This is a genomic window from Kangiella japonica (assembly GCF_039523535.1).
In the GTDB taxonomy this organism is placed as follows: domain Bacteria; phylum Pseudomonadota; class Gammaproteobacteria; order Enterobacterales; family Kangiellaceae; genus Kangiella; species Kangiella japonica.
In genome coordinates, this window is record NZ_BAAAFM010000003.1 from 672847 (window position 1) to 696035 (window position 23189).

General features: G+C 44.4%; 22 protein-coding genes, 1 other RNA gene and 1 pseudogene. 8 read left to right on the plus strand and 16 right to left on the minus strand.

The window, feature by feature from the left end; genetic code table 11:
- Positions 1–22 precede the first annotated feature (22 nt).
- Complete coding sequence (locus ABD128_RS06590) at positions 23–829, minus strand: sulfite exporter TauE/SafE family protein (RefSeq protein WP_343988300.1); 807 nt, start codon at positions 827–829, stop codon at positions 23–25.
- Positions 830–1007: 178 nt separating this feature from the next.
- On the opposite strand from ABD128_RS06590, the gene ABD128_RS06595 reads away from it, so the two are divergent.
- Positions 1008–1607: a DUF938 domain-containing protein gene (locus ABD128_RS06595; protein WP_343988303.1), complete on the plus strand. Its 600-nt coding sequence runs from the start codon at positions 1008–1010 to the stop codon at positions 1605–1607.
- A gap of 622 nt (positions 1608–2229) precedes the next feature.
- On the opposite strand, the pseudogene rppH reads toward ABD128_RS06595, so the two are convergent.
- A pseudogene (gene rppH, locus ABD128_RS06600) lies at positions 2230–2730 on the minus strand (RNA pyrophosphohydrolase); the annotation flags it as partial.
- Between the two features lie 70 nt (positions 2731–2800).
- Here rppH and mutH point away from each other — a divergent pair.
- Positions 2801–3460, plus strand: a complete 660-nt coding sequence (mutH, locus tag ABD128_RS06605; RefSeq protein ID WP_343988308.1) for a DNA mismatch repair endonuclease MutH — start codon at positions 2801–2803, stop codon at positions 3458–3460.
- Here mutH and ABD128_RS06610 read toward each other — a convergent pair.
- The 14 genes from ABD128_RS06610 to ABD128_RS06675 all read right to left on the minus strand — a co-directional run bounded on the left by ABD128_RS06610 (position 3457) and on the right by ABD128_RS06675 (position 20137).
- Positions 3457–4515, minus strand: a complete 1059-nt coding sequence (locus ABD128_RS06610) for a tetratricopeptide repeat protein (protein ID WP_343988311.1) — start codon at positions 4513–4515, stop codon at positions 3457–3459. The two genes, mutH and ABD128_RS06610, sit on opposite strands and share 4 nt — an antisense overlap.
- 224 nt (positions 4516–4739) lie before the next feature.
- Positions 4740–5672 (minus strand): hypothetical protein, encoded by a 933-nt coding sequence (locus ABD128_RS06615; protein WP_343988314.1) that lies wholly within the window; start codon positions 5670–5672, stop codon positions 4740–4742.
- A 42-nt stretch (positions 5673–5714) separates the two neighbouring features.
- A complete protein-coding gene (locus ABD128_RS06620) occupies positions 5715–6512 on the minus strand; it encodes an SAM-dependent methyltransferase (protein WP_343988317.1) in 798 nt (265 codons plus the stop codon).
- 2 nt (positions 6513–6514) lie between these two features.
- The gene (locus ABD128_RS06625) at positions 6515–6733 is read right to left on the minus strand and encodes a hypothetical protein (RefSeq protein ID WP_343988320.1); all 219 of its coding nucleotides are present in this window, start codon (positions 6731–6733) and stop codon (positions 6515–6517) included.
- Between the two features lie 124 nt (positions 6734–6857).
- On the minus strand, positions 6858–9722 hold the full coding sequence (gene gcvP / locus ABD128_RS06630; RefSeq protein WP_343988323.1) for an aminomethyl-transferring glycine dehydrogenase: 2865 nt from the start codon (positions 9720–9722) through the stop codon (positions 6858–6860).
- 191 nt (positions 9723–9913) lie between these two features.
- Complete coding sequence (gene gcvH, locus ABD128_RS06635) at positions 9914–10303, minus strand: glycine cleavage system protein GcvH (protein ID WP_110199909.1); 390 nt, start codon at positions 10301–10303, stop codon at positions 9914–9916.
- 192 nt (positions 10304–10495) lie between these two features.
- A complete protein-coding gene (gcvT, locus tag ABD128_RS06640; RefSeq protein ID WP_343988327.1) occupies positions 10496–11584 on the minus strand; it encodes a glycine cleavage system aminomethyltransferase GcvT in 1089 nt (362 codons plus the stop codon).
- A 433-nt stretch (positions 11585–12017) separates the two neighbouring features.
- Positions 12018–13670, minus strand: a complete 1653-nt coding sequence (locus tag ABD128_RS06645; protein WP_343988331.1) for an ABC transporter permease — start codon at positions 13668–13670, stop codon at positions 12018–12020.
- A 12-nt stretch (positions 13671–13682) separates the two neighbouring features.
- Positions 13683–14765 (minus strand): Fe(3+) ABC transporter substrate-binding protein, encoded by a 1083-nt coding sequence (locus ABD128_RS06650; RefSeq protein WP_343988334.1) that lies wholly within the window; start codon positions 14763–14765, stop codon positions 13683–13685.
- Positions 14766–14877: 112 nt separating this feature from the next.
- Entirely contained in the window at positions 14878–16086 is a 1209-nt protein-coding gene (locus tag ABD128_RS06655) for a UbiH/UbiF/VisC/COQ6 family ubiquinone biosynthesis hydroxylase (protein ID WP_343988337.1), read from the minus strand.
- Entirely contained in the window at positions 16070–17011 is a 942-nt protein-coding gene (locus ABD128_RS06660; protein WP_343988340.1) for a hypothetical protein, read from the minus strand. The genes ABD128_RS06655 and ABD128_RS06660 overlap by 17 nt, the downstream gene beginning before the upstream one ends.
- Positions 17001–18218 (minus strand): 2-octaprenyl-6-methoxyphenyl hydroxylase, encoded by a 1218-nt coding sequence (gene ubiH / locus ABD128_RS06665; protein ID WP_343988343.1) that lies wholly within the window; start codon positions 18216–18218, stop codon positions 17001–17003. The genes ABD128_RS06660 and ubiH overlap by 11 nt, the downstream gene beginning before the upstream one ends.
- 5 nt (positions 18219–18223) lie before the next feature.
- Complete coding sequence (gene pepP, locus ABD128_RS06670; protein WP_343988346.1) at positions 18224–19549, minus strand: Xaa-Pro aminopeptidase; 1326 nt, start codon at positions 19547–19549, stop codon at positions 18224–18226.
- A gap of 27 nt (positions 19550–19576) precedes the next feature.
- Complete coding sequence (locus tag ABD128_RS06675; protein ID WP_343988349.1) at positions 19577–20137, minus strand: UPF0149 family protein; 561 nt, start codon at positions 20135–20137, stop codon at positions 19577–19579.
- A 185-nt stretch (positions 20138–20322) separates the two neighbouring features.
- On the opposite strand from ABD128_RS06675, the gene zapB reads away from it, so the two are divergent.
- The 6 genes from zapB to rpiA all read left to right on the plus strand — a co-directional run bounded on the left by zapB (position 20323) and on the right by rpiA (position 22969).
- Positions 20323–20520 carry a cell division protein ZapB gene (zapB, locus tag ABD128_RS06680; protein ID WP_343988352.1) on the plus strand — a complete coding sequence of 66 codons (198 nt, stop codon included), beginning with the start codon at positions 20323–20325 and terminating at the stop codon, positions 20518–20520.
- Positions 20521–20628: 108 nt separating this feature from the next.
- A complete protein-coding gene (locus ABD128_RS06685) occupies positions 20629–20958 on the plus strand; it encodes a cell division protein ZapA (RefSeq protein ID WP_343988355.1) in 330 nt (109 codons plus the stop codon).
- Between the two features lie 14 nt (positions 20959–20972).
- Positions 20973–21153, plus strand: a non-coding RNA gene (gene ssrS, locus ABD128_RS06690) — 6S RNA.
- Positions 21153–21749: a 5-formyltetrahydrofolate cyclo-ligase gene (locus ABD128_RS06695; RefSeq protein ID WP_343988358.1), complete on the plus strand. Its 597-nt coding sequence runs from the start codon at positions 21153–21155 to the stop codon at positions 21747–21749. The genes ssrS and ABD128_RS06695 overlap by 1 nt, the downstream gene beginning before the upstream one ends.
- A gap of 93 nt (positions 21750–21842) precedes the next feature.
- On the plus strand, positions 21843–22313 hold the full coding sequence (locus tag ABD128_RS06700) for an EVE domain-containing protein (protein ID WP_343988361.1): 471 nt from the start codon (positions 21843–21845) through the stop codon (positions 22311–22313).
- Positions 22310–22969, plus strand: a complete 660-nt coding sequence (rpiA, locus tag ABD128_RS06705; protein WP_343988364.1) for a ribose-5-phosphate isomerase RpiA — start codon at positions 22310–22312, stop codon at positions 22967–22969. The genes ABD128_RS06700 and rpiA overlap by 4 nt, the downstream gene beginning before the upstream one ends.
- Positions 22970–23189 lie beyond the last annotated feature (220 nt).

A 23189-nucleotide genomic window follows, 5' to 3' on the forward strand; every position in this document is an offset into this window, starting at 1 on the left:
ATTTGTCTTTATTGTTAATGGGTTATATGTGTTCAATGATAATCTTTATTGCAACTATGATCAGCAAAACACCAAAAATCCGCTTAATCACTTTGGTCGGTAATTTGTGCGCTAAATATGCGCCCACGGGAGCTGTGAGCATCGAGCCAATGGCTATCGCAACCATCGCTGGCCAATAGACAAAACCAACATGGTTTGCTGGTAAGGAGGTCGTGCCCCAACCTGTGACAATATACCCGACTGTAGCGGTCAGTGCCAATGGAAGTCCGCAAGCAGCCGCCGTACCAATGGCCACCACCAGCTTCTCTTTGTGATACAACAAATAGGGAACTACGAGGCTTCCGCCGCCGACTCCCACCAGCGACGAAATAGCGCCCATGGTAATGCCTGCAGGTAAACGCTGATGACCGACCACCTTCTCACCTTTGGCCTGCGGGTTAGCGCCTGATAACAGCTTCATACCGATGAGTATGGCAAAAATACTGAATACCCACGCGAGCCATTCGGTTTCCATGTATTTCGCGATAATAGTGCCGAGTAAAGCACCTATGGCTATGCCTGGAATTAATACTTTCAGCAATGATGTGCTGACCGAACCACGACGGTAGTGTGAACGCGCTGAGGATATGGCAATAAAACAAATCGTCGCCATCGAGGTACCAAGCGCGACATGCATAATGTGCTCTTGTGGCACGCCGAGTTGAGGCGCTAGCCATATCATAGCAGGCACTATGACCATGCCCCCGCCAATGCCCAACAAACCAGCGAGCACGCCGTTAAAAAGTCCTAAGGCAACAAAGGCTATAAGCCAATAAATTAATGAATCCAAAGTTTAAACTGTATTTTAGGATGTAGGAAGATTATGGCATAAATCAGGTAAAATATCGGTCATATTTTTTCTATCAGCTCCAAAATTGGCCGTTCTTAATAGCCTATGAGTTTGAACTCTTTATGATTTTTTCTTGCTGGGCTATGATGGTTTCTAATACTCAGCAATTCAGATTATTATGCGCCGATTTAGCGAAGCCTGTGAACGTAATCAGGGTCCCATCTTAGATGTTATTAAACCTTATTTGACACACGCGGAAGAAGTTCTTGAAGTCGGTTCTGGTACAGGGCAGCATGCTGTTTGGTTTGCTGGAGCCATGCCACACCTCACATGGCATACCTCTGACTTGCGTGAAAATCATGGTTCCATAATCGCTTGGCTTGAAGCTAGCGAACTGCCTAATATTCGCAAGCCTCGCACCTTAAACGTTGGCCAGCGTATCTGGCCAGTGAGTCAGGTCGATGCGATTTTCACCGCCAACACCTGCCACATCATGTCGTGGGATCGTGTTAAAGACTTATTTTCTGGCGCAAACCGAGTCGTTAAGCCTGGTGGCTATCTGTTGATATATGGCCCGTTTAACGTAAACGGTAACTTTACCTCGGAATCTAACGAGCACTTCGATAAGTTCCTTAAAGAGCAGAATCGAGAAAGCGGTATTCGTGATTATGAAGATATGAACAGCGCTGCTAGATACAATGGATTCCAGCTGGTTGAGCGTCACGAGATGCCCGCGAACAACATGATATTAGCCTATCAAAAGAACTCTTCCTTCTAATACTTTCATAATTTGTCAGATTTAAAACATTAATACCTCCTTTTTGTTCGCTCTAATACCAACTTTAAAAGGAGGTATTTATGTTTATTAAATTCAGTGTTTTCTTATTGCTCTTGCTAACAAGCTTTAGTCTTTTTGCTTGTGGTGGTTCTAGCTCCTCAGTACTAGAGGGGGTCATTCTAATATTGTGTTTTGGGCTAGTCCTTGCTTGTTTCTATATATTACCGCTTAGTGTAATTATGCTTAATGTAGCTAATTCTGGCTCGTATATATGGCTATTCTCGGCTTATTTTATTGGTGCTACTATTACTATAAACGCCTTATTCTTTGTGCCCAACACTACAGCAATATACTTAAGTCTTCTGCTATGCATTTTCTGTAGCTTACCGAGTTTCCATGCTGCTAACCTCGCCTATAAAAATAACCAAGCAAAAAAAAGAGCAGCTGATTAGCTGCTCTCTGACTCTTTATTTGGATTATTAGAACGGTAGGGATGGCGCGGCCTGCGGCGACGATTACCTTGGCGCTGTTGATTGCCATTTGAATCGTTACTCGTGTGCTGCTCAGATTTGCTCTGCTTAGCATGACGTGTAGGGTTATGCTTCTTCTGTTTCTTTTCAGGGCGATGACTGGATTTGCCCTGCATCTGAAACCGGAACATCGACCCCATGAGCTCTGATAAAGCCGAACGATAAACATCTCGTTTAAAGTTAACGACGTTTCTTACTGGGTACCAGTAGTTTACCCAAATAAAACCATCGAACTCAGGATGGTCAGTCGCTGCGAAATCAATTTTACTTTCGTCACTCACCAGTTGTAACAAGAACCACTTTTGCTTTTGGCCAACACACAGTGGTTGGGAGTTCTGGCGAATTAATCGTTGCGGCAATCGGTACTTGTACCAATGCTGCGTACTGCCTAGAATACGGACATCATCTTTTTCAAGGCCGACTTCTTCGTATAGTTCTCGGTACATTGTCTGCTCTGCACTTTCGCCCGGGTGCACGCCCCCTTGCGGGAACTGCCACGATGTCTGTCCAAAACGGCGCGTCCAGAGTAACTGGCCTTGTTTATTACAAATGATGATGCCGACGTTGGCCCTAAAGCCGTCTGCGTCGATCATCTATACATCCAATATCATAAAACTTTGGTATCATTGTTCCACATACCGTAGCTTTCGACAATAACAAATTATGCAGCACGAAACCCCACAAGCCTTACTGGACTATGCTCAGAGCTTCGCCGGCTTCACCTTAGGCGAGCTTTGTGCACGTTATAAGGAGCAAGTTCCGCAACAATTACTTCACAAAAAAGGCTGGGTTGGGCAATTTCTAGAGATGATTTTAGGAGCGACCTCAGGTTCTTTAGCTCAGCCAGATTTTCCTGAGCTTGGTGTGGAGCTCAAGACTCTGCCGATCGATGAGCAGGGACGTCCGTTAGAATCAACCTATGTTAGTGTTGTGCCTTTAATGAATATTCAGGGTTTGCGCTGGGAAAATTCTGTGGTGCGTCATAAGCTGATGCATGTTTTATGGATCCCAATTGTTGCGAGTCGTGAGATTCCGATTGAAGACAGGCAAGTAGCGATGCCCTTCCTTTGGCAACCTACCTCTGAAGAAGAGCAAGCTTTAAAGCAAGACTTCGAAGATGTGCTAGTTCAGGTTTCCCTCGGTAGAATTGAACAGCTAGATGCTAGGCTTGGTGATATATTACAAGTTAGACCAAAAGCCGCAAACTCTAAAGCACTTACTGATGCTATAGGGCCTGATGGAGCCACTATCAAAACCCTGCCCAGAGGGTTTTATTTACGACCGCAGTTTACCAAGCGATGCTTACAGCAGCAGTTTGGCTAATTACGATTTTGACGCGCGACATCGTAAGCTAATTTTCTTTGCCTTACTCTTATTCTATTTTGAGTGTTTAATTCCATGAACTGATTAAAGTAGTTAATTGCTTCTTCTTTTTGCCCCATCCCAGAGTACGCTTTAGCTAAGATTTCAGCGGCCATTTCTAACCTTCGTTTATCCCCAACTTCGTTTGCTAAGTTATGTGATACCAACGCATATTTTTCAGCTTCCTTATAGTCCTCCATTCCTAAATAATTTCTTGCTATGGCTATATTCAACTGTGAAATCAAATTTTTCCAACCGATTGCATTTACTGGCTGGATAATTTTCTTAAGCTCTTGGTTGCTTTTCTCGAACTCACCTAATTCAGCTGTTATTTCATTAAGAGCAATAATTGAATTGTACTCGAAGATTTTACTATCGTTATTCTTGCAATACTCTATAGCTAGCATCAGCCGTTGCTTAGCCATTTTCGTTTGACCTGTTTTCCGTTCTATCATTGCTAGCTCATAGTTAGCAAGACAAAGGTACTCACCATGCTTTAACTTCCTCGCTTCAACTTGTAGGTTTCGGGCTAACTCCAGTGCAAACTCAAATAACTCAGCCTGTTGATATATGCCAACCGCGGCCTGCAATATACTGGCTTTGTACCTTTGTCTTGTTAAGTCAGGTACTGCCGTAACCGCCTTATCAAGCGCTATAAAGCTCTCTACATGATTGCCTAACACATGCTCCGCCGTTGCCAATAAAATATTAGCTTTTGCTTTAATATCGATGCTGTTTGTTTCTTTTATTAAAACTTTTGCTTTCTCTTTGCAGGCGTATAGATTTGATAAAAGATAGTCGTGGTGGGCGCTAAGAAGTTGATAGAAGTCTTTTTCTATTGGTGTGAACTTTGCTTGGTGCTTTTGTAACTCCTCTAATCGCTTTTGTACGTAATCATTTCCATTAAGCATATTTCTTTCAATATGCACGAGGGTATCGTAATACTCGCCCTTATCGGCGCAAACTCCAAAAGCGCTGATTATTAGGCAAATAGCGCAAACTAATTTCTTAAGCATTATGCTGCTCCAAATTTCTTTTTAACCAGACTTTGTATTACTTTTTTACCTCCGTTTAAAAATATAACTTAGTTTGAGCCAGCTTGCTAAACTCAAAATTCTAGCGACGTTCTTGTCGTGCTATATCAAAGGCCAGCTTTCTTTGCCTTACTTTTACTCTATTTTGAGCATTTAACTCCATATACTCCTTATAATATTCCACAGCTTTATCATTATCCTTCAGCTCAGTATAGACTTCTGCCAACAAAGCAGCAGCTTGTTCTAGCCTTTTTTTCGTTTATTTTGTTTGCCAACTTATAAGCCTCTAAAGCAAGTTTTTCAGCTTCTTCATAGCTACCTTCCTTAAATAACAAACGAGCAAACAAAGTCTGAATAGCAGAAGTTAATACACTCCACCCGAAGTCTTTAATCTTTGGATATATAACCTCCGCTAAATTTCTAGCTTCTTTTAGTTTTCCAGTCTCAAGCATAAGTTCTAGCCTTGAGTAGTCTACAGCATGTATGGAAAGCGTAGAGCCTTCTTTTTCACAGTGATGTCTAGCACTGTGCAACCTATTCTCAGCCATCATATATTTTTTAGCTATAAGTTCTATGGCGCCTAACTCATAGGATGTAGCACATATAATATAGCTATTTTTAGTTTTATTTGCGAAATAGACAGCACGTCTTCCATGTTCTATCGCGAACTCGAGTAAGTCAGAATCTTTATAAAAACTAACTGCATTAATAAGAACTTTAGCTTTATAAATAGGTCTCTCAATTGCATTCAGCAAATCTAGTGATTTGTCTGTAGCAAGGAAGGCCTTCACACTATCCCCTCGCTGATGATGAATAGAAGCAAGAAGAACATATCTCATTGCTTCTAAACTTTTTGATGATGTTTGGCTGGAAAGTTGTTCTAAAATCTTTTCACTTGCGCTTAAATCACTGCCTAAGAGTAACAAATGAGCGTCTAATACATCATAAAAATATTTCTCTCTTTCAGAAAATTGATTTTTATATTTGGATAGTTTGCTTAATTCAAGCCTAGAAACAGATAGATCACTTAAAAGGTTAGCTTCTATTGCGTTAAGATCTTCAATATACGACTTAGCTTCCTTAGTGTACGCCACATTGAAAAATAGTAAGAATAGCATTGTAATTAGTATTTTAGACATAAAATCCCTTACACCTATCTTTATGAAAAGCAAAATATCTAGCTAGTCTCGTCTCAAAAAAGACTCTTCGTCTAAGCCCATCAAATCCATAATCTCATGATTGAAGCAAAGCTTTTTTGCGGGAGGTATTACCAATGTTGTATGTAACTCTAGTTTACTTCTTGCCAGCTCTCCTAGTGTAATCTTTTCTTTCCTGACTTTCTCTACAGGCAGGAAAGCAGCTTCATACAGAATCACCTCGTGGTTTTCAGGATACCATTTTCTCAAATAATTGACCAACATATCAATTTTTGCTGCATCTGAGTGGAAGGTTCTTGCAGTCGACTCTCCAGCTAATGCCACTTGCCACAATAACAAGTAACTAGCAGGATTTGGGGGATGATCAAAAAATAAAAACTGAGATGCTTCATAACTCTGGATTCCATAATCACCAGGATCTATCCCAAGATCTGAGTATAGACAGGCCTCAGCCGATATTCCTGGCTCCATTTCTGCATAGAATCCTGCTTTTCTCGCTTTACGGATGGTCTCATGGGGCACCCAGGAGAACACACCTGCATGTCCATAAAAGGCACCACAAACATCAAGTCCTTTCTCTACAGATGATAGCATCTGTGCAACCATACCTTCATAGCTTTCCATCCTGTGCTTACCTTCTCCATAATGTGGCTGAAGGCTCACGCAGTTTTTATTCAAAGTTGAAAGCCATTTTTCCGAAACAGGACTGGGCGCTAGGCAGTAGACAATATCTGCATTTTCTATAGCCCTTTTGGCTCTAACAGTTACGTGTCCTGCCAATAATATTCCCATACTAACTGCTGAAAAGCTTCCCTGACTCATATTTATTTATCTTTCATCAAAATGATTGTTTTAATACAAATAGCTTTAGTCCCAAGAAGCTTATCTACTTCTTTTGCATCACCCTGCATCACAGCTTTAATCTCACTCTGCTCCAAACCAAAATCCTTCATAACGGCTTCTGGGTTTTCGATATAGGATTGGTTTAGCTTTGGATCTTCAGATAACTTTATGACAAATTCCTCAAACTTCTTTTTAGACATATTTATTCCCTATATTTCCCTAAATTATATTTTTTTAATCGCCCTGGTTATATAAACGAAAGTATAAATAAAAAGCCAGCTACCGCTGGCTTTTTATGATTAACTCTCTAACGCTCTGAGAGCCTTATTCTGCATAGGTTTCCGTCGCCGGGCAGCTACACATAAGGTTACGATCACCAAACACGTCATCAATACGGTTTGTGGTTGGCCAGAACTTGCTTAGCTTTGTTGCTTCGGACGGGAATACCGCTTCAGCAATCGAGTAAGGCTTATCCCAGTCACGTAAGTCTGCTTGAGTATGTGGGGCGTTTGTCAGTGGGTTATTGTCTTTATCCCATTCGCCACTCGCGACTTTCTCAACTTCCTTACGAATACGAACCATCGCGTCAATAAAACGGTCTAACTCGTACTTCGACTCACTTTCCGTCGGTTCAATCATGAAAGTGCCCGCAACTGGGAAGCTCATGGTTGGTGCGTGGAAGCCGTAATCCATTAGACGCTTAGCAAAATCTACTTCGCTAATACCGGTTTCATTTTTGATCTCACGCAAGTCGATAATACACTCATGAGCCACTTTATCGTTACGCCCTACATACAACACAGGGTAATGTTCAGCTAACTTATTTTTCAGGTAGTTAGCGTTCAATAAAGCCACTTCGGTAGACTTGCGCACACCTACCTGACCTAACATTTTAATGTAAGCCCAAGAGATTGGAAGAATCAAACCACTACCGTATGGTGCCGCTGAAACAGCGTTATCACGCGCTTCCACACTATGGATCTTGCGTACTGAGTGGCCTGATACAAACGGCGCTAGGTGTGACTTTACACCGATTGGGCCCATACCAGGACCACCACCACCGTGTGGAATGGCGAAGGTTTTGTGTAGGTTCAAGTGCGACACGTCTGAGCCAATATCGCCTGGACGCGAAATGCCAACCTGTGCGTTCATGTTAGCGCCGTCCATGTAAACCTGACCGCCGTTTTCATGAATAATGTCACAGATATCTTTAATTTCTTCTTCGTAGACGCCGTGAGTTGATGGGTAAGTCACCATTAGCGCGGCTAAGTTGTCTTTCATCTCAACAGCTTTGGCTCTTAAGTCTTCAACATCAACGTTACCATTATCATCACACTTAACGATCACGACTTTCATGCCAGCCATCTGTGCAGATGCTGGGTTGGTACCGTGTGCCGAGCTTGGGATTAGACAGATATTTCGGTGACCTTCGCCTTGGCTTTCGTGGTATTTCTTAATAGCAATCAAGCCCGCGTACTCGCCTTGAGCGCCTGAGTTTGGTTGCATCGAAACAAAGTCGTAGCCAGTGATTTCTACTAAATCAGCTTCCAACTCTTTGATCATCTTGAGGTAGCCGTAAGTTTGATCTTCTGGTGCAAACGGGTGAATGTTTGCAAACTTTGGCCAAGTAATCGGCAGCATTTCTGACGTCGCGTTTAGCTTCATGGTACAAGAGCCAAGCGGGATCATGCCATGAACTAATGAGAAGTCTTTGCTTTCCAAACGCTTGATATAACGCAACATATCCGTTTCAGAATAATAGTCGTTAAAGGTTGGGTGCGTTAAGAAGTCTGACTCACGGACTAGCTGCTGAGGAATTGAACTCTTCGCTTCGTCATCCAGCGCGAAAATATCTGCTTCCGTACCCGTAATCACTTCAATCAACTGCTCGATATCGGCTTGGTTTTTCGCTTCATCGATGGTGAAGCTGATCAAGTCACCATCGTAACGCAAGTTCACTAGCGCTTCTTTGGCGCGATCTTGAATCGCTTCGATGTCTGAGGCACGGAAAGTGACGGTATCGAACCAATGATCATTAACCACTTCTAAGCCTGCGTTTACGACCGCAGAAGCCACGATCGACGCATAACGGTTAATGCGGTTAGCAATTGTGGTTAAGCCTTTCTTACCATGGTAAACCGCATAGAAGCTGGCAATGTTGGCTAAAAGAACCTGCGCCGTACAGATATTCGAGGTCGCCTTTTCACGGCGGATATGCTGTTCACGCGTCTGCATCGCCATACGTAATGCATTGTTATCTCTAGTATCTTTAGAGACACCGATAATACGACCAGGTAGCGAGCGCTTGAATGATTCGCGCGTACCAAAGAAAGCTGCGTGTGGACCACCGAAGCCCATCGGAACGCCGAAACGTTGGGCCGAGCCGAATACAACGTCCGCATCCATTTCGCCAGGTGATTTCAACATCACTAAGCTCATAATGTCAGAGGCGACACAAGCGATAGCTTTTTTGTAGTGCAATTGCTTGATGATTGGCTCTAGGTCAATCACATCACCATGCACATCGGTGTAAGATAATAAGGCACCGAATACATCATGCTCTGCAGCTTCTGAGACTGGGCCAATAATTAAGTCCCAACCATAGTGCTCGGCACGTGTTTTAACCACGTCAATCGTTTGTGGGAAAGTTTTCTCATCAACAAAGAACGTATTCGATTTTTTGTTTTTTGAGGAACGCTTGGCTAATCCCATCGCTTCTGCCGCTGCGGTTGCTTCGTCTAATAGCGATGCACTGGCGAGTTCCATACCGGTTAAGTCCATGGTCATTTGTTGGAAATTCAAAATAGCTTCCAAGCGACCCTGTGCAATTTCCGGTTGATAAGGCGTATAAGCCGTATACCAAGCAGGGTTTTCAAGCACGTTACGTAAGATTACAGTCGGCGTTACGGTATCGTAATAACCCATTCCGATGTATGACTTAGCGATAATGTTTTCATCTGCAAGCGACTGTAAATAGTCTAGCGTGTCTTTCTCTGAACGAGACGCTTCAACATTAATCGGCTCTTTAACCTGAATCTTATGAGGTACCGCTTTCTCGACTAACTCGTCCAGCGATGATAACCCCAACTCTCCAAGCATTTCTTGGATCTCATTTTCACGAGGGCCTAGGTGGCGGCGGATAAAGTCATCCGACTGCTGTAAATCTTGCAAACTAGTTTTATCAGTCATACGTTTCACGACCTGCTAATGTGACTTATACCGAATGGCATAAACGATTGAATCGAAAAAGCCCCGAACATCTCGAGGCCCTTAAATATCCCGTCAGTTAGCGACGGGGGTGGGAAGCTTTTTTGCTAACCCACCGTTAAATCTTGAAATAAATTCTATGCGACTAGTTCAGTTCAAGATTTAGGTAAATCTTATTCGTCGGCAATCTCTTCCGCGTAATCGTCTGCTGACAATAATGAGTCTAGCTCTGATACGTCGGCTAATTGCATTTTGAACATCCAGCCATCACCATAAGGGTCGCTGTTTAACAACTCAGGTGAATCTTCAAGCTCTTCGTTAATCTCTGTGATAGTACCCGCTAGCGGTGCATATATATCCGAAGCGGCTTTTACAGACTCAACAACTGCGATTTCGTCTTCTGCTTCTACTTCAGAGTCCACTTCTGGAACTTCTACAAATACCACGTCGCCAAGCAACTCTTGTGCGTGCTCAGTAATACCTACCGTTACTACACCGTCACCCTCATGGCGGATCCACTCGTGACTTGAAACATATTTTAATTCTGCTGGAATTTGGCTCATCGTCTCTTCCTCTCTAACCCCCGTCGCTTTGCGGGGCACCAAAAATTAGTCGTATTGTATATGAAACTTTGGCCCTGCCCAAGCCTTTCATACCAACTGTAAGCTTGGGCCTGGCAGACTAGCGCCAGCGTACTCTAAACCTAGGCACAACTAGCAATCGTCAATCAATGGCTGATCACTATTTAGCCACTGTTAAATCAATGACTTACCTTTTCGTACAAAGCTTGGCTTTACCACTTTCGCCGGAATCTGCTTCTTGCGAACCTGTACTAAAACTTCCTCTGCATCAAGGCTTCGCTGAACGCGAGCGATAGCAATACTCTTACTAGTTGTTGGCGACATAGTGCCCGACGTCACTACGCCAACCACTTCGTCATTAACCAGAACTTCTTGGCCTTCGCGCATGATGCCTTTGCCGTCTAACACTAAGCCGATCAACTTGTGCGGAATACCGGCTTCTTTTTGTGCTTCTAAAGCCTTGCGGCCAACAAAATCACGACCTTCAGGCTCCCAAGCAACAGTCCACCCCATGTTAGACTCTAATGGCGTTACGCTTTCATCCATGTCGTTGCCATAAAGGTTCATGCCTGCTTCTAAACGTAAAGTATCACGTGCCGCTAGACCACACGGCTTCACGCCTGTTGCAAGTAATTGATTCCAAAGCTCAATCGCTTGGTTATCTGGGATAAGGATTTCATAACCATCTTCACCGGTATAACCAGTGCGCGCGACAAATAAATCGCCAGCATAGGTTGCCGTAAATGGCTTAAGGTTTGATACTAACTCTTGGTGCTCGTCACTAATCACCGACAAGGTCTTTTCAACGGCTTGGGGGCCTTGAACGGCTATAATGGCTAGATCGATTCGCTCTTCAACAGACACATCAAATTGCTGTGCAACATTTTCTAGCCAAGCCAAGTCTTTTTCACGCGTCGATGCGTTTACGATCAAACGATAGTGTGCATCAGTTAGGTAATATGCGATAAGATCGTCAATAACGCCGCCATCTTCGTTTAACATGGCAGTATAAAGTGCTTTGCCAGACTCGGTTAGCTTCGCCACATCATTCGCTAGAACGTACTGTAAGTACGGCTTCGCATCGCTACCTTTAATCTCCACAATGGTCATGTGCGACACATCGAACATACCCGATGCTTCACGCACCGCAGTGTGCTCATCAATCTGCGAACCATAATTCAGCGGCATATCCCAGCCACCAAAATCAACAATGCGAGCTTCAGCATCAACGTGTGCTTGGTATAAAGGTGTTTTACTGCCCATAACGATAGCGTTCCTTAAACAATTCAACAAAAATAATGGTGCCCGATTATACAGGGTTCTAGAGACAAAAGAAGTCAGTTCAGGCGAGTCTGACCAGTCAATTTACAGTATGGCGAGTGTTCTATTAAAAAGCTGTTACACCTGCGGTGTTGAAACCTCAAAAGCTCATCCATATACTTTCTGTATCTAGTTTATGGAATAAGCAGCTGGTCGACACAGTGTCACCAAGCTGTTTAGAATCTCTAGTGGATAATAATCATGCCTAATTCATTAATATATTTAGGAAAAGAGTTGCTTATCTTATTTGCAATCATCACTTCTTCCGCACTTGCCTATCTATTGGGGATTCCCGCTTTAAGCATAAGCTTCTTACTTGTATTCGCTTTTATTGGCACTTATGTTGGCAGGAAGCTTGCCAGAAGAAAGTCTACAACTAAATCTCGCTCTTCTTAATCAGCAAGAAGACGGGGATAATGCCGACGGCAACGAGCATAATGGCTGGCAAGGCGGTGGTTTCCCACTGTCCTTCTGAGCTTAGCTCATAGATTCGAATAGCCAAGGTGTCCCAGCCGTAAGTTCTTAAGATCAAAGTCGCAGGTAATTCTTTCATCACTTCGACGAAGACCAAAAGTAAGGCCGTTAATACACCGGGACGAAGTAGTGGGATATATACTCGGAAGAGTCGCTCGCGCTTTCCAGCTCCTAAGATTCCGGCGGTTTCAACGACACTGGGCTTAATCTGCCCCATAGAACTTGATAAAGGTCCGAAGCCAATTCTTAAGAAGCGAATGACATAAGCGAGCATTAGCGCGAACAAACCCGTCGCTAGCCATTGGCTTTGTTCGTTCAGAATATCGGCTATCCAGCTATCGATCACATTCAGCACCATCATAATACCGACCGCCAGAACAGTGCCCGGAATGGCATAACCTAACTGCGAGAACTCTGACATAATGCCGCGAGCTTTTGTCTGTTTTTGCCTTTGCGACCACACCATAATTCCGGCTACCACTAGTGTGAGCAATGCTGCTAATACCGCCAAGGTGACTGTGTTTAAAAGTAGTTCAATAGTCCCTTCGGTGTGTTGCTCGAAGCTACTGATAGCCCAAACTAAGAGCTGGATCACTGGCAAGACAAAGCCTAACGCGAAGACAGACCAAGCTCCGACTTGCGCGAGCAGCCCCCAGATCCCTTTCAATTCTTGACGATATTGCTTTAATGCAGCGCCCGACTGCTCGTAACGGCCCTTACCTCGGCCCCACTTTTCGGCCATCACCGCAAGGCTGACAAAAAGCAGCAGCAGACAGGCTAACTGTGCCGCTGTGTTGTGGCTATAGAAACCATACCAAGATTTATAGACCGCAGTGGTAAACGTATTAAAATTGAAAATACTAACCGCACCGAAATCGGCCAAGGTTTCCATCAAGACGAGCGCCAATCCTGCGACCCAAGCAGGTCGAGACAAAGGCAACACTAAACGCCAAAAAGCGGTAATTTTACTATAACCTAAGGTTCTCGCACTTTCGTAACTCGAGCGTCCTTTGCGCTGTAGTGCGCTACGCATTAATAAGTAGACATACGGGTAGAGTGTTAGCGTAAACACTAGCGCCACGCCAAAAGGATTGCGCATATCAGGTAGCCAACTTATCCCCAAGCCCATCGAGAACAACAACTTTTGCAAAGGCCCACCGAAGTCTGTAAAGCCGAGCAAAACAAAGGCGAGAATATAGGGCGGTATGGCTAGTGGTAGCATCAAGCCCCACTGCAAAATGTTCCTTCCTGGGAAATCATACATAACAATCAGCCAGGCTAAGCCAACACCTAGCAAAAAACTGCCGCTACCGACCAAAAGTATCAAGACAATGGTATTTGTGAAGAGCTCAGGTAGTTCGGTCTGCCATAGATGAGCCCACAGCTCCCCTTCAACATTAGTCCAAGAGGCGACTAGTGGAATTAGCGGTAAAATGCATATGACAAAAACAAGGAAGAGCAGCATGGCTGGGAGCCAACTACTGAAACGCTGACGCCAGCGGTTTCCGCTGGCGTCTTTTACACGAGATGATGTTGTTAAGTCAGTGGGTTGCAATATCGCTATCTTTTACTTATAGCCCGCTCGGTCCATGACTTTAACTGCTTGTGGTTGAAGCTCACCAGCTTTTGATAAGTTCATATCATCGGCTTGAAAACTTCCCCAAGCTTCTACTTCTGGGACAGGCTTAATATTTGGATTCGCCGGATATTCCATATTATGTCCAGCATACATTTGCTGTGCTTCAGCACTTGAAAGCCATTCTATCAGCTTTGTCGCATTTTCGACATTAGAAGAATGTTTGGTTATACCTGCTCCTGAGATGTTAACGTGCACGCCTGTCGTTTCTTGGTTTGGCCAAAATAATGCTAATGGGATCTCAGGATTTTCTTTTTCTAAACGGCCGAAGTAGTAAGTGTTTACGATACCAACATCACAAGCACCCGCTTCAATAGCATTCATCACTTTAGTATCGTTCGAGAAAGGATCTGTTGCTAAATTAGCGACCCAACCTTCGACGATTTGCTGTGCCTTTTCTTCGCCATAGCGTGCTACCAACATCGCCACTAACGATTGGTTATATACTTTTTTAGAGGTTCTTAAGCATAAGCGCCCTTTCCACTGCTCATCACCTAAAGCTTCATAAGTGCTGAGCTTTTCTGGCTTCACGCGATCTTTGCTGTAAACAATGGTACGCGCTCGTACCGTTAGGCCAAACCATTGGTTGTTCGGATCTTGTAAACTATCAGGGATATTTTGCTCTAAAACGTCAGAGTTAACCGGCTGTAAAACATCTTGTTCAGTGGCTTGCCATAAGTTTCCAGCGTCAACCGTCATCAAAATATCCGCTGGAGTACGCTCGCCTTCGGCTTTGAGACGGCTGATTAACGGCGCGGCCGCATCCGTAATATAGGCTACCGGAATACCCGTTTCTTTGGTGAACTGCTCGAAGAAAGGCTTGATTAAATGCTCTTTACGCGAAGAGTAAACAACGATTTCTTGTTGTGTTGTTTCTTTTTTTGCCGCTGTTGTCGCTTGCTTTTCTGCCTGTGTTGCCGCCTGCTCTTTGTTCGCAGATTGCTCTGAATCACCACACGCGCTTAAGGCTAAGGCTACCGCTGAAGCGACTAACCATGAATTGATCGTTTTCATTTTTAATTATCCTAGGATTGACCTATAGATGTGCAATGCATGAATGATAATTATTACCATTTGTAATTTCAAGCAGAGTTTTATGACAATTGGGTTTATTTTAGTAGGTTCGCTACAAGCCCATCGCTTTTCGGATGAGCTTTTGCTTTAACAACGGGTGCTTATCGCTCAATGCCAAACCATGACTACGCGCCATTTGAATCAGAGGAACTTCTTGCTCGAACAAACGCTTAAACCCTTGCATTGCTAACTGCATGGCTCTTGCTTCTGATTTTCTTGCCCGTTCAAAAGGTCTGAGTCGATGTTTCAGCCCGATATCTGCCCCTTTTTGCAAAGATTGATCAATCACTTTTGAAAGCTCGATAGCGTCACTAAAGCCTAGATTAACGCCCTGCCCCGCTAGTGGATGAATGGTGTGAGCGGCATCGCCAATCAACGCCAACCGATGGGCAACCATGTTTTCTGCGGTGCGCTCTATCAGCGGGAAGGCCACAGGTTTACTGGCTAAGCTGACTACCCCAAGCGTCGATTCAAAGGTTTGACTAAGACGTTCCGCAAATGCTTCATGTCCTAACGCTAAAAGCTGATCGGCATAAGCTTCATCCACCGACCAAACGATAGAGCAGTAATGCTCGTCAGCTAATGGCAAAAAGGCTAATGGGCCATGATGGTCGAAGCGCTGCCAAGCCGTGTGCTGGTGAGAATTTTGTGTTTTAACTGCACAAACAATAGCTTTATGCCCATAAGGTTTTTGCTCTTGTCCGACACCGCTCGTTTTGCGTAGCCATGAAAAGGCGCCATCGGCAGCGACTAATAAACGTGCCGTAATTTGTCGTCCAGATTCGAGTTCTAGCTTGGCATAATCTTGCTGATAATCCACGCTTAAGCATCGCTCTGGGCATAGCCAGTCCAACTGTCTATCGCGTTCAATGGACTGGAAAAGGGCGCGTCGCAAAACACGGTTTTCTACAATATGCCCAATGTTTTTCTCTGCGACTAAGCTTGCATCAAACTCTATCTTCCCTCGACTCGACTCACCATCCCACACAAACATCCGCTGGTAAGGGGCTTTTTCATGTTCGCCAATAAACTCCCAGGCCCTGATTTGCTTAAAAAGCCTTTCACTGGCACGGGTAATAGCGCTCACTCTTTGCCCGATGGAATCTTCTGGCCAATCGCTTTCGACCGCTTTCGGATCAATCACGGCAACCTTATTATTCTGCTCTAGGAGCAAGCCCGCCAAGGATAATCCGACCATACCACCACCAACAATGATGACGTCATAATCCACATTGGATTGGTTTTTATTCGAAGCAGGCATTGATGTCTTCCTGGATGTTTTCTGGATTCTTTAAAAGATACGCCAGAAGCTTTGGCATCGGCGGCTGTTGAATGTCTTCAATTCCTAAGTGTTTACGATAGCTTTGGATATTGTCCACCAGCTCAGTGGTTTTCTGCTGCACACTCGCCGTGTCGAACTCAAACTCTTGTTCCGGCATAATACTCACAGCCAATTCCGCGCCCAATTCATCGCCTAATCGCTCGGCGACGCCTTGCCAGGCGAGAAATTCAAGTTCGAGTCGCTCTTTATTTTTACGGTTCAGCTCAGTCTTATCCTGCTGATCAAGCTCGCTGATGTCGTACACTAAATTTGCAGTTTTACACATGATTAATGCCGTATAACCGTCTGCGATAGCACGATTACAGTAAGGTTGGGCTTTCTGTAAACTTTTCTTGTCGCCTTTTAAATACAAACGATAGGCCAAGCGTACATTCGCCATAGAATCGCCCGCTTCAGCCATTTCTTCTAAATCTTCTAGCGCGTAATAATCGTAATCCGAGCGCTTCTTTACGTCCAAACTACCGCGTGAATATTCTGTCTCAAAATAGCCACGAGTACCGGCCCAAGCCTTGACCTCAGCTATAAATGCAGTGGACTCATAACTATTACCCAAGTGATACCAGTCGTTATATTGATTCGCAAGCTGACACACTTCTTTAGTCTCGGCGACGTCTTCTTGGACGACGTTTTCTTTTTGCTCTGCCTCTTTTTCTTTAACAGTCGAAGTCACTGATAGTTCGCTAGTGGCGGTTTCTTTATCCTTTTGAGCTAAACTCACCTTCTGCTGACTGATGATTTCAGGCGACTGCTCTGCCAGCGTATCGTTTTCGGACCACAGGCTAACCGCTAGGTAGAATAGTCCCACAACACAAAGCGCCAAGCCGATAATGATTTTATTCGTCATTAGCCGCTAACTCACTGTTTTTAAAACCAAATCCCATCGCCTGTTGGGCAAATATAGATTTCGCGCTTGGCACAATATCCATAGTCTTTAATAATAGGTTTCGAGTTAATGACAGAGGCGCCCAATCGTTGCTGAACAATCGTGCGAGACTTTCCGTCACACACAAAGTTTGTTCGCGATCAGATTGCCTTAACTCTTGATACTGGTTAAGTACATGAAAATCGCCATAATCCTCAGCACCAGCCAGCAGTTCAGACAAGACGGAAATATCGCGTAAGCCCAAATTAAAGCCCTGGCCAGCGATCGGGTGTAATGATTGTGCAGCATTACCGACTAACACACAGCGCCCTCGAACCAAGGTTTCCGCTCTGCTTTGCACCAGCGGGAAACTCTGTCTTTTACCCACTTTCGTAATACGCCCAAGACGTGCGCCAAAGGCTTCTTCGAGGTCTTTAGCAAACTGGTCCTCTGGCATCGTTACATATTGCTCGGCTTGATGCCGAGGCTTTGACCAGACGAGCGCCATTCGCTGACGACTAAGTGGGAGTAAGGCTAATGGCCCATCATTAGTAAAACGCTCAAATGCTTGATTGCGGTGAGGTAATTGGGTGCTGAGATTGCATACCACCGCAGAAGCCTCAAAGTCGCGCTTTTCACTATCTATGTGTAGCTTTTTTCGCAGTGGTGAACGCGCACCGTCAGCTAAAACTACCAACTGAGCATTAACTTTCACAATCTTCCCATGAGCCTCGACCGTAAGCTCGGCACTATCTTGACTCTGCTCCAGCTCCAGCACCTTGGCCGGCACCACATAATCTATAAGCTCGGCTTGTTTTGCAAAGGCTTGATGTAACACCTTACCTAACTGCCAATTTTCAACCACCGCGCCTAACTGCTTAACCGCGTTCTCTTCAGCACTCAATCGAGCGAAGCCAATATGCCCCTGCTCAGAAACATGTATCGTTTTAATCGCTTCGCTAACGCGAGCCAAATCTTCTAAAAGGTCGAGGTTTGCTAGGATATTAAGAGATGCTTTCGATAACGCCACAGTTCTGTCGTCGAAACTCGGTTGTGACTGCTCGCTTAAGGCAAACGCCTCAAACACCACGCAAGCTACTCCGCGCTTAGCAAGCGCCAAGGCTAAGCTGGCGCCGGCCATGCCACCGCCAACAATCGCCACTGGGTAAGAATCGTTTATGCTAGCCATTTGAATTAAGCTTTCGCCATTAGCGCCTCTATGTCATGACGTGTTTTAGGGACATCTTTCGACAAAATATCGTAACCTTTGCTTGTCACTAGCACATCGTCTTCGATACGAATACCAATACCACGCCATTTTTTCGCGATGCTATGACCATTTACACGCGTCATATCTTCAGGGATATAAAGCGCTGGCTCAACCGTCAACACCATGCCTGGCTCCAACACACGTGGCGCTCCGTGCAAGTGATAATCACCGACGTCATGCACATCCAAGCCAAGCCAATGCCCTGTTTTATGCATATAAAACTCACGGTAAACCCCGCGCTTAATTAAGTCCTCAGGCTCACCTTTTAAGATCTTTAAGTCGACCAGCCCTTGGGTCAACACTTCTACCGCTTTGTTGTGGATATGATCCCAATGATTACCAGGTTTGACCATTTCTATCGCCGCCAACTGTGCCTCAAGTACCACATCATATAGCGCCGCTTGTGCTTCGTTGTATTTGCCACTAACAGGAATGGTGCGACTAATATCGGCAGCATAGTGCTCAAACTCACCGCCCGCATCAATCAGTAATAACTCACCATCCTGCATTTCGTCGGCATTTTCGATGTAGTGCAGGATATTCGCATTATCGCCAGAAGCGATGATCGAAGGGTATGCCGGATAGCGGCAGCCACCTTTGGCGAAATGGTAGTGCAACACCGCCTCCATCTCACGTTCGGTTTTACCCGGCGCACAAGCCTGCATCAATTCTTTATGAGCTTTAGCCGAAGCTTTAGCGGCGTGACGCAGACGTTGAATTTCCGACGATGATTTAACCAGTCTCATATCGTGTAAATGATGCCCAATATCAATCAACTCACCCGGCGACGCGGCTCGCTTGGCTGGCGACGTCATTAACTCGCTGCGCCACTCCATAACCTTGTGGTCAAACTCAGAGTTAGCACCTAACGCAAAATAAATTCGTTCACGGCCTTCCATCAGCCCTGGCAAAATGTCATCAATATCATCAATCGGAAAGGCATCATCAGCACCTAACTCATTAATAGCGCCTTCTTGGCCCAATCTACGGCCATGCCAGCGCTCTTGGGTTTTATCTTTTTCTCGATTAAACAGAATAAACTCTGCCTGCTTGCGCCCCGGAATCAGCACCATTACTGCATCCGGCTCATTAAAACCGGTTAGGTACCAGAAGTTATTGTCCTGACGGAACGGATAATTCACGTCATGACTGCGCACCTTTTCTTCAGCAGCAGGCAATATGGCGATGGAGTTTGGTCCCATCCACTGCATTAATTTTTTACGTCGAGCGGCAAAGTTAATGGCTTTCATAAAGACTTATTTTTATTTAACCTGTAATTAATGAACCTGTTTTTGTTCCGGTTTTACGGTAGCTTCGGGCTGATTCGCTTGAAACAGTATCAACCCTGACATTTTGATATGCTCACATACGGTCATAAAAGCCTTTTCCATTTCGTTATCCTCGGAGTCGACGCCCTCAAAGTCTATTCTTGCGATTTCGCTAATGTCCTGAAGCGCTTCTTTAGCTTCGCCTTCAAGCTCCTTGGCGTTATTCGTTTTCACTAAACCATAACCTGTTAAGTAGCCCTGACACCAGTCGCCAATGGCTGAGGCACGCTGCTCTAACGGATAGTCGTCTTCCGGACGGATTAAATCGATGGAGAAAGAGTCCGCCTGATAATCTTTCTGGCTAAAAGCGATCAGCTGCTCTAACCCTTCGAGGGCTGGCTCCGGTAATGGTTCTCCTGATGCTAAAAACTCGCTCATGTGCTGTTTCCAACGCTCAGTTTCCACCACAAAACCGTGCCCTAACAAACCGTGAATCATTCCAGCTAATTGGGACGGCGTTAAGTCTGGGAAAAAATCCTGGCACAACTCGTTTACTTGGGTGTAATTCATAATAGCTATTTACTGTAAATTCGTTCAATTTTGGCATTAGTGTAACGTTTGTTCGCCCTAAAACCCAGTTTCTGTGCGAAAGTTAGCGAAGAAGTAGCCAACCGGTTATCGTTGCCATTGATTATTGATTGACCAGCCCCATACAGAACCTTATAGTATACTTTAACAAAATTAGGTAACTTGCTATGAACGATAGTCAATTTGAACAATTAGAACAGAAAATTGACGCCTTATTGGCGCGTTTTCATACGATTGATAATGAAAATAAGCAACTACGCCAGCAGATCAATGAACTTAGAAGCGAAAAAGATCGATTACACAGTCGTAATGAATCGGCTCGTAAGCAAATCGACGTCATGATCTCACGCTTGAAATCAATCTAAACGCACTAGCGCACAATAGTTATCAACAGCAAGATAAATCAACTTTGACGGCGGGATCCTGTGATACTTCTATCATAGGAGAATTGATAGTAGAGAACGGCTAATAACATGGCTAAATCAAATGTAACTCCAGTGAATATCACTATATTGGGGAAAGAATTTCAAGTTGCGAGTCCTGAGGATGAGCATCAAACATTATTGCAGGCAGCGAACTTCCTTGATAAAAGAATGCGCGAAATTCGCTCCGCAGGTAAAGTCCTAGGCTTAGAGCGTATAGCAGTGATGGCTGCCTTAAACCTTAGCTATGAACTATTAAATAAACCGAGCACAAATTCTCATACGAGTGCTGAATTTGAGCAACGCATAGAACTACTGAACGAAAAAATTGATGATGCGCTCAAACAAAGCGAGCAAATAGGGCTGACGGATAACCCTTGATTTTGTTATACTGGCTTTGCCTGGGCTGTTCGTCAGTAGTGACCGTCCTCGAGCCGATAATTGTTATATAGGGATTCCTTAATGTAGGTGTTGTGCAAGTCCGCTTAGACCGGAAAGCCTGATCTTACACATGGCGTCCCCCCTTGAAACTCCGGGTTTCAGGGCTATTACCTACAACGGCAGTCTGGGTTTTTATGAATAACCTCATACTACAAAAAACGTACATTAGAACTAGAATAAAGCATGAGCGTCAAAACCTAACCTCTCCTTTTATGCAGCGTGCTGCGATCGCGATCCTCGGTCATATTTCTCAGGCAAAACTTATAGAAAATCATGAACATATTGCTTTTTACTTGCCCATCGGCGGCGAAGTCAGCTGTATGCCAATCATCGAATATGCATTATCTCTGGGAAAAAAGTGTTACATCCCCAAAGTAAACACTGAGAAAGAGCGTGCAATGGACTTTCTTCCCTATACTGGGCAAGGTTCAGTACAAAAAGGAAGCTTTGGCATTTATGAGCCCGTTGGTGATGCCAAGGAAGCGGTTGCACCGTCGAAGCTTTCTCTGGTTTTTATGCCATTAGTCGCGTTCGATGGCAATGGTAACCGTTTAGGGATGGGTGGCGGCTATTACGACACTTTCTTTGCCAATTTCAGCAAAGAAGAACGACCAGAGCTTGTCGGTCTGGCCTACAACTTCCAGAAGGTTCCAGCAATCCCTACTGAAGAGTGGGATTTACGAATGAATGCCGTTGTTACTCCCAATCATTTCCTCTGTTTTACCGACTAACCAGCTGCTGAATCGTTCAGCTTGGACCAGCCCTACACTTTGTTTTGCCATAAGTATATACTTGCACCATCGACAACCCAACACAGTTAAATTATGGCCTATTGGTTAATGAAGTCTGAGCCAGATGTATTTGGCATCGAACACTTAAAAGCGCTACCAAATAAAACCGATCACTGGGATGGCGTGCGAAATTATCAAGCACGCAATATGATGCGTGATGAAATGAAAGTCGGTGATCAAGTCTTCTTCTATCATTCTAATTGCAAACCACCAGCCATTGTCGGCATCATGGAAGTTACAAAGGAAGGTTATGTTGACCATACTGCCTTTGATCCTGATGAAAAATACTACGACCCTAAAAGTAATCCCGATAAACCACGTTGGTACATGGTGGATGTTAAACACGTTCGCGACTTAAAACGTGAGATTCCATTGGATGAACTCAAAAACTACCCTGAATTGTCTGACATGCGCTTGGTGCAAAAAGGTAACCGTTTATCGATTATGCCGGTAGCAAAAGATGAATGGGACTTTATTCTTAGCATTGAGGACGATAAAGCATGACCCAAGACGAATTAAAAGCATTGGTCGGTAAAGCGGCTGTTGAGTATGTTGAAGAAGGCAGTATTGTTGGCGTTGGTACAGGCTCAACGGTCAATTACTTTATTGATGAGCTGGCTACCATCAAACATAAGATCCAAGGTGCAGTCTCGAGCTCAGAAGCCTCAACCGAACGTCTAAAAGCCCATGGTATCGAAGTTTTCGAGCTTAATGACGTAGATCGCATCCCTGTATATGTGGATGGTGCTGATGAATCGAATCATCTACTCGAGCTAGTCAAAGGTGGTGGCGGTGCTTTAACCCGCGAAAAAATTATCGCAGCTGTTGCTGAAAAATTTGTTTGTATCGCGGACGAATCAAAACTGGTTCGTCGTCTTGGCGCATTCCCAATCCCAATTGAAGTGATACCAATGGCGCGTAGTTATGTTGCGCGCGAGGTTGTAAAGCTTGGCGGTGATCCTGTCTACCGCACCGGCTTTACTACAGATAACGGCAACGTAATTCTTGACGTTCATAACTTCGAGATCAACGAGCCGATTAAATTGGAAAGATTGTTGAATAATATCGTTGGCGTCGTGACCAACGGCCTTTTTGCTGAGCGAGCTGCGGACGTATTATTACTCGGTAAACAAGACTCGGTTGAGACTTTGACCCGCTGATTAGAATTCATACAATAAGTGGTTAGAGTGCTTTACTCTTTCCACTTTGGCCACCTATTATATCCAACTTGAGGATCGTTGGATTCATACTTATTAATATAGTAAACCTCTTTCTCAGCGAGCTCTCTTTCAGAACATTCGCTCGATTCCCACAGAATTTTGCTTTCTTACCGTATAATCCCTCTTTACTTCATCAGGCAACCCCCCGAAGTCATTATTT

Excerpts from the sequence above, each read along its gene's own strand:
- ABD128_RS06610 (WP_343988311.1), bottom strand. The coding sequence starts at position 4,515 with ATGCTTAAGAAATTAGTTTGCGCTATTTGCCTAATAATCAGCGCTTTT.
- ubiH (WP_343988343.1), bottom strand. The coding sequence starts at position 18,218 with ATGGCTAGCATAAACGATTCTTACCCAGTGGCGATTGTTGGCGGTGGC.
- ABD128_RS06615 (WP_343988314.1), bottom strand. The coding sequence starts at position 5,672 with ATGTCTAAAATACTAATTACAATGCTATTCTTACTATTTTTCAATGTG.
- ABD128_RS06660 (WP_343988340.1), bottom strand. The coding sequence starts at position 17,011 with ATGACGAATAAAATCATTATCGGCTTGGCGCTTTGTGTTGTGGGACTA.
- gcvT (WP_343988327.1), bottom strand. The coding sequence starts at position 11,584 with ATGGGCAGTAAAACACCTTTATACCAAGCACACGTTGATGCTGAAGCT.
- ABD128_RS06695 (WP_343988358.1), top strand. The coding sequence starts at position 21,153 with ATGAATAACCTCATACTACAAAAAACGTACATTAGAACTAGAATAAAG.
- pepP (WP_343988346.1), bottom strand. The coding sequence starts at position 19,549 with ATGAAAGCCATTAACTTTGCCGCTCGACGTAAAAAATTAATGCAGTGG.
- ABD128_RS06685 (WP_343988355.1), top strand. The coding sequence starts at position 20,629 with ATGGCTAAATCAAATGTAACTCCAGTGAATATCACTATATTGGGGAAA.
- ABD128_RS06655 (WP_343988337.1), bottom strand. The coding sequence starts at position 16,086 with ATGCCTGCTTCGAATAAAAACCAATCCAATGTGGATTATGACGTCATC.
- rpiA (WP_343988364.1), top strand. The coding sequence starts at position 22,310 with ATGACCCAAGACGAATTAAAAGCATTGGTCGGTAAAGCGGCTGTTGAG.
- ABD128_RS06595 (WP_343988303.1), top strand. The coding sequence starts at position 1,008 with ATGCGCCGATTTAGCGAAGCCTGTGAACGTAATCAGGGTCCCATCTTA.
- ABD128_RS06675 (WP_343988349.1), bottom strand. The coding sequence starts at position 20,137 with ATGAATTACACCCAAGTAAACGAGTTGTGCCAGGATTTTTTCCCAGAC.
- ABD128_RS06700 (WP_343988361.1), top strand. The coding sequence starts at position 21,843 with ATGGCCTATTGGTTAATGAAGTCTGAGCCAGATGTATTTGGCATCGAA.
- gcvH (WP_110199909.1), bottom strand. The coding sequence starts at position 10,303 with ATGAGCCAAATTCCAGCAGAATTAAAATATGTTTCAAGTCACGAGTGG.
- ABD128_RS06620 (WP_343988317.1), bottom strand. The coding sequence starts at position 6,512 with ATGAGTCAGGGAAGCTTTTCAGCAGTTAGTATGGGAATATTATTGGCA.
- ABD128_RS06650 (WP_343988334.1), bottom strand. The coding sequence starts at position 14,765 with ATGAAAACGATCAATTCATGGTTAGTCGCTTCAGCGGTAGCCTTAGCC.
- mutH (WP_343988308.1), top strand. The coding sequence starts at position 2,801 with ATGCAGCACGAAACCCCACAAGCCTTACTGGACTATGCTCAGAGCTTC.
- gcvP (WP_343988323.1), bottom strand. The coding sequence starts at position 9,722 with ATGACTGATAAAACTAGTTTGCAAGATTTACAGCAGTCGGATGACTTT.
- ABD128_RS06625 (WP_343988320.1), bottom strand. The coding sequence starts at position 6,733 with ATGTCTAAAAAGAAGTTTGAGGAATTTGTCATAAAGTTATCTGAAGAT.
- zapB (WP_343988352.1), top strand. The coding sequence starts at position 20,323 with ATGAACGATAGTCAATTTGAACAATTAGAACAGAAAATTGACGCCTTA.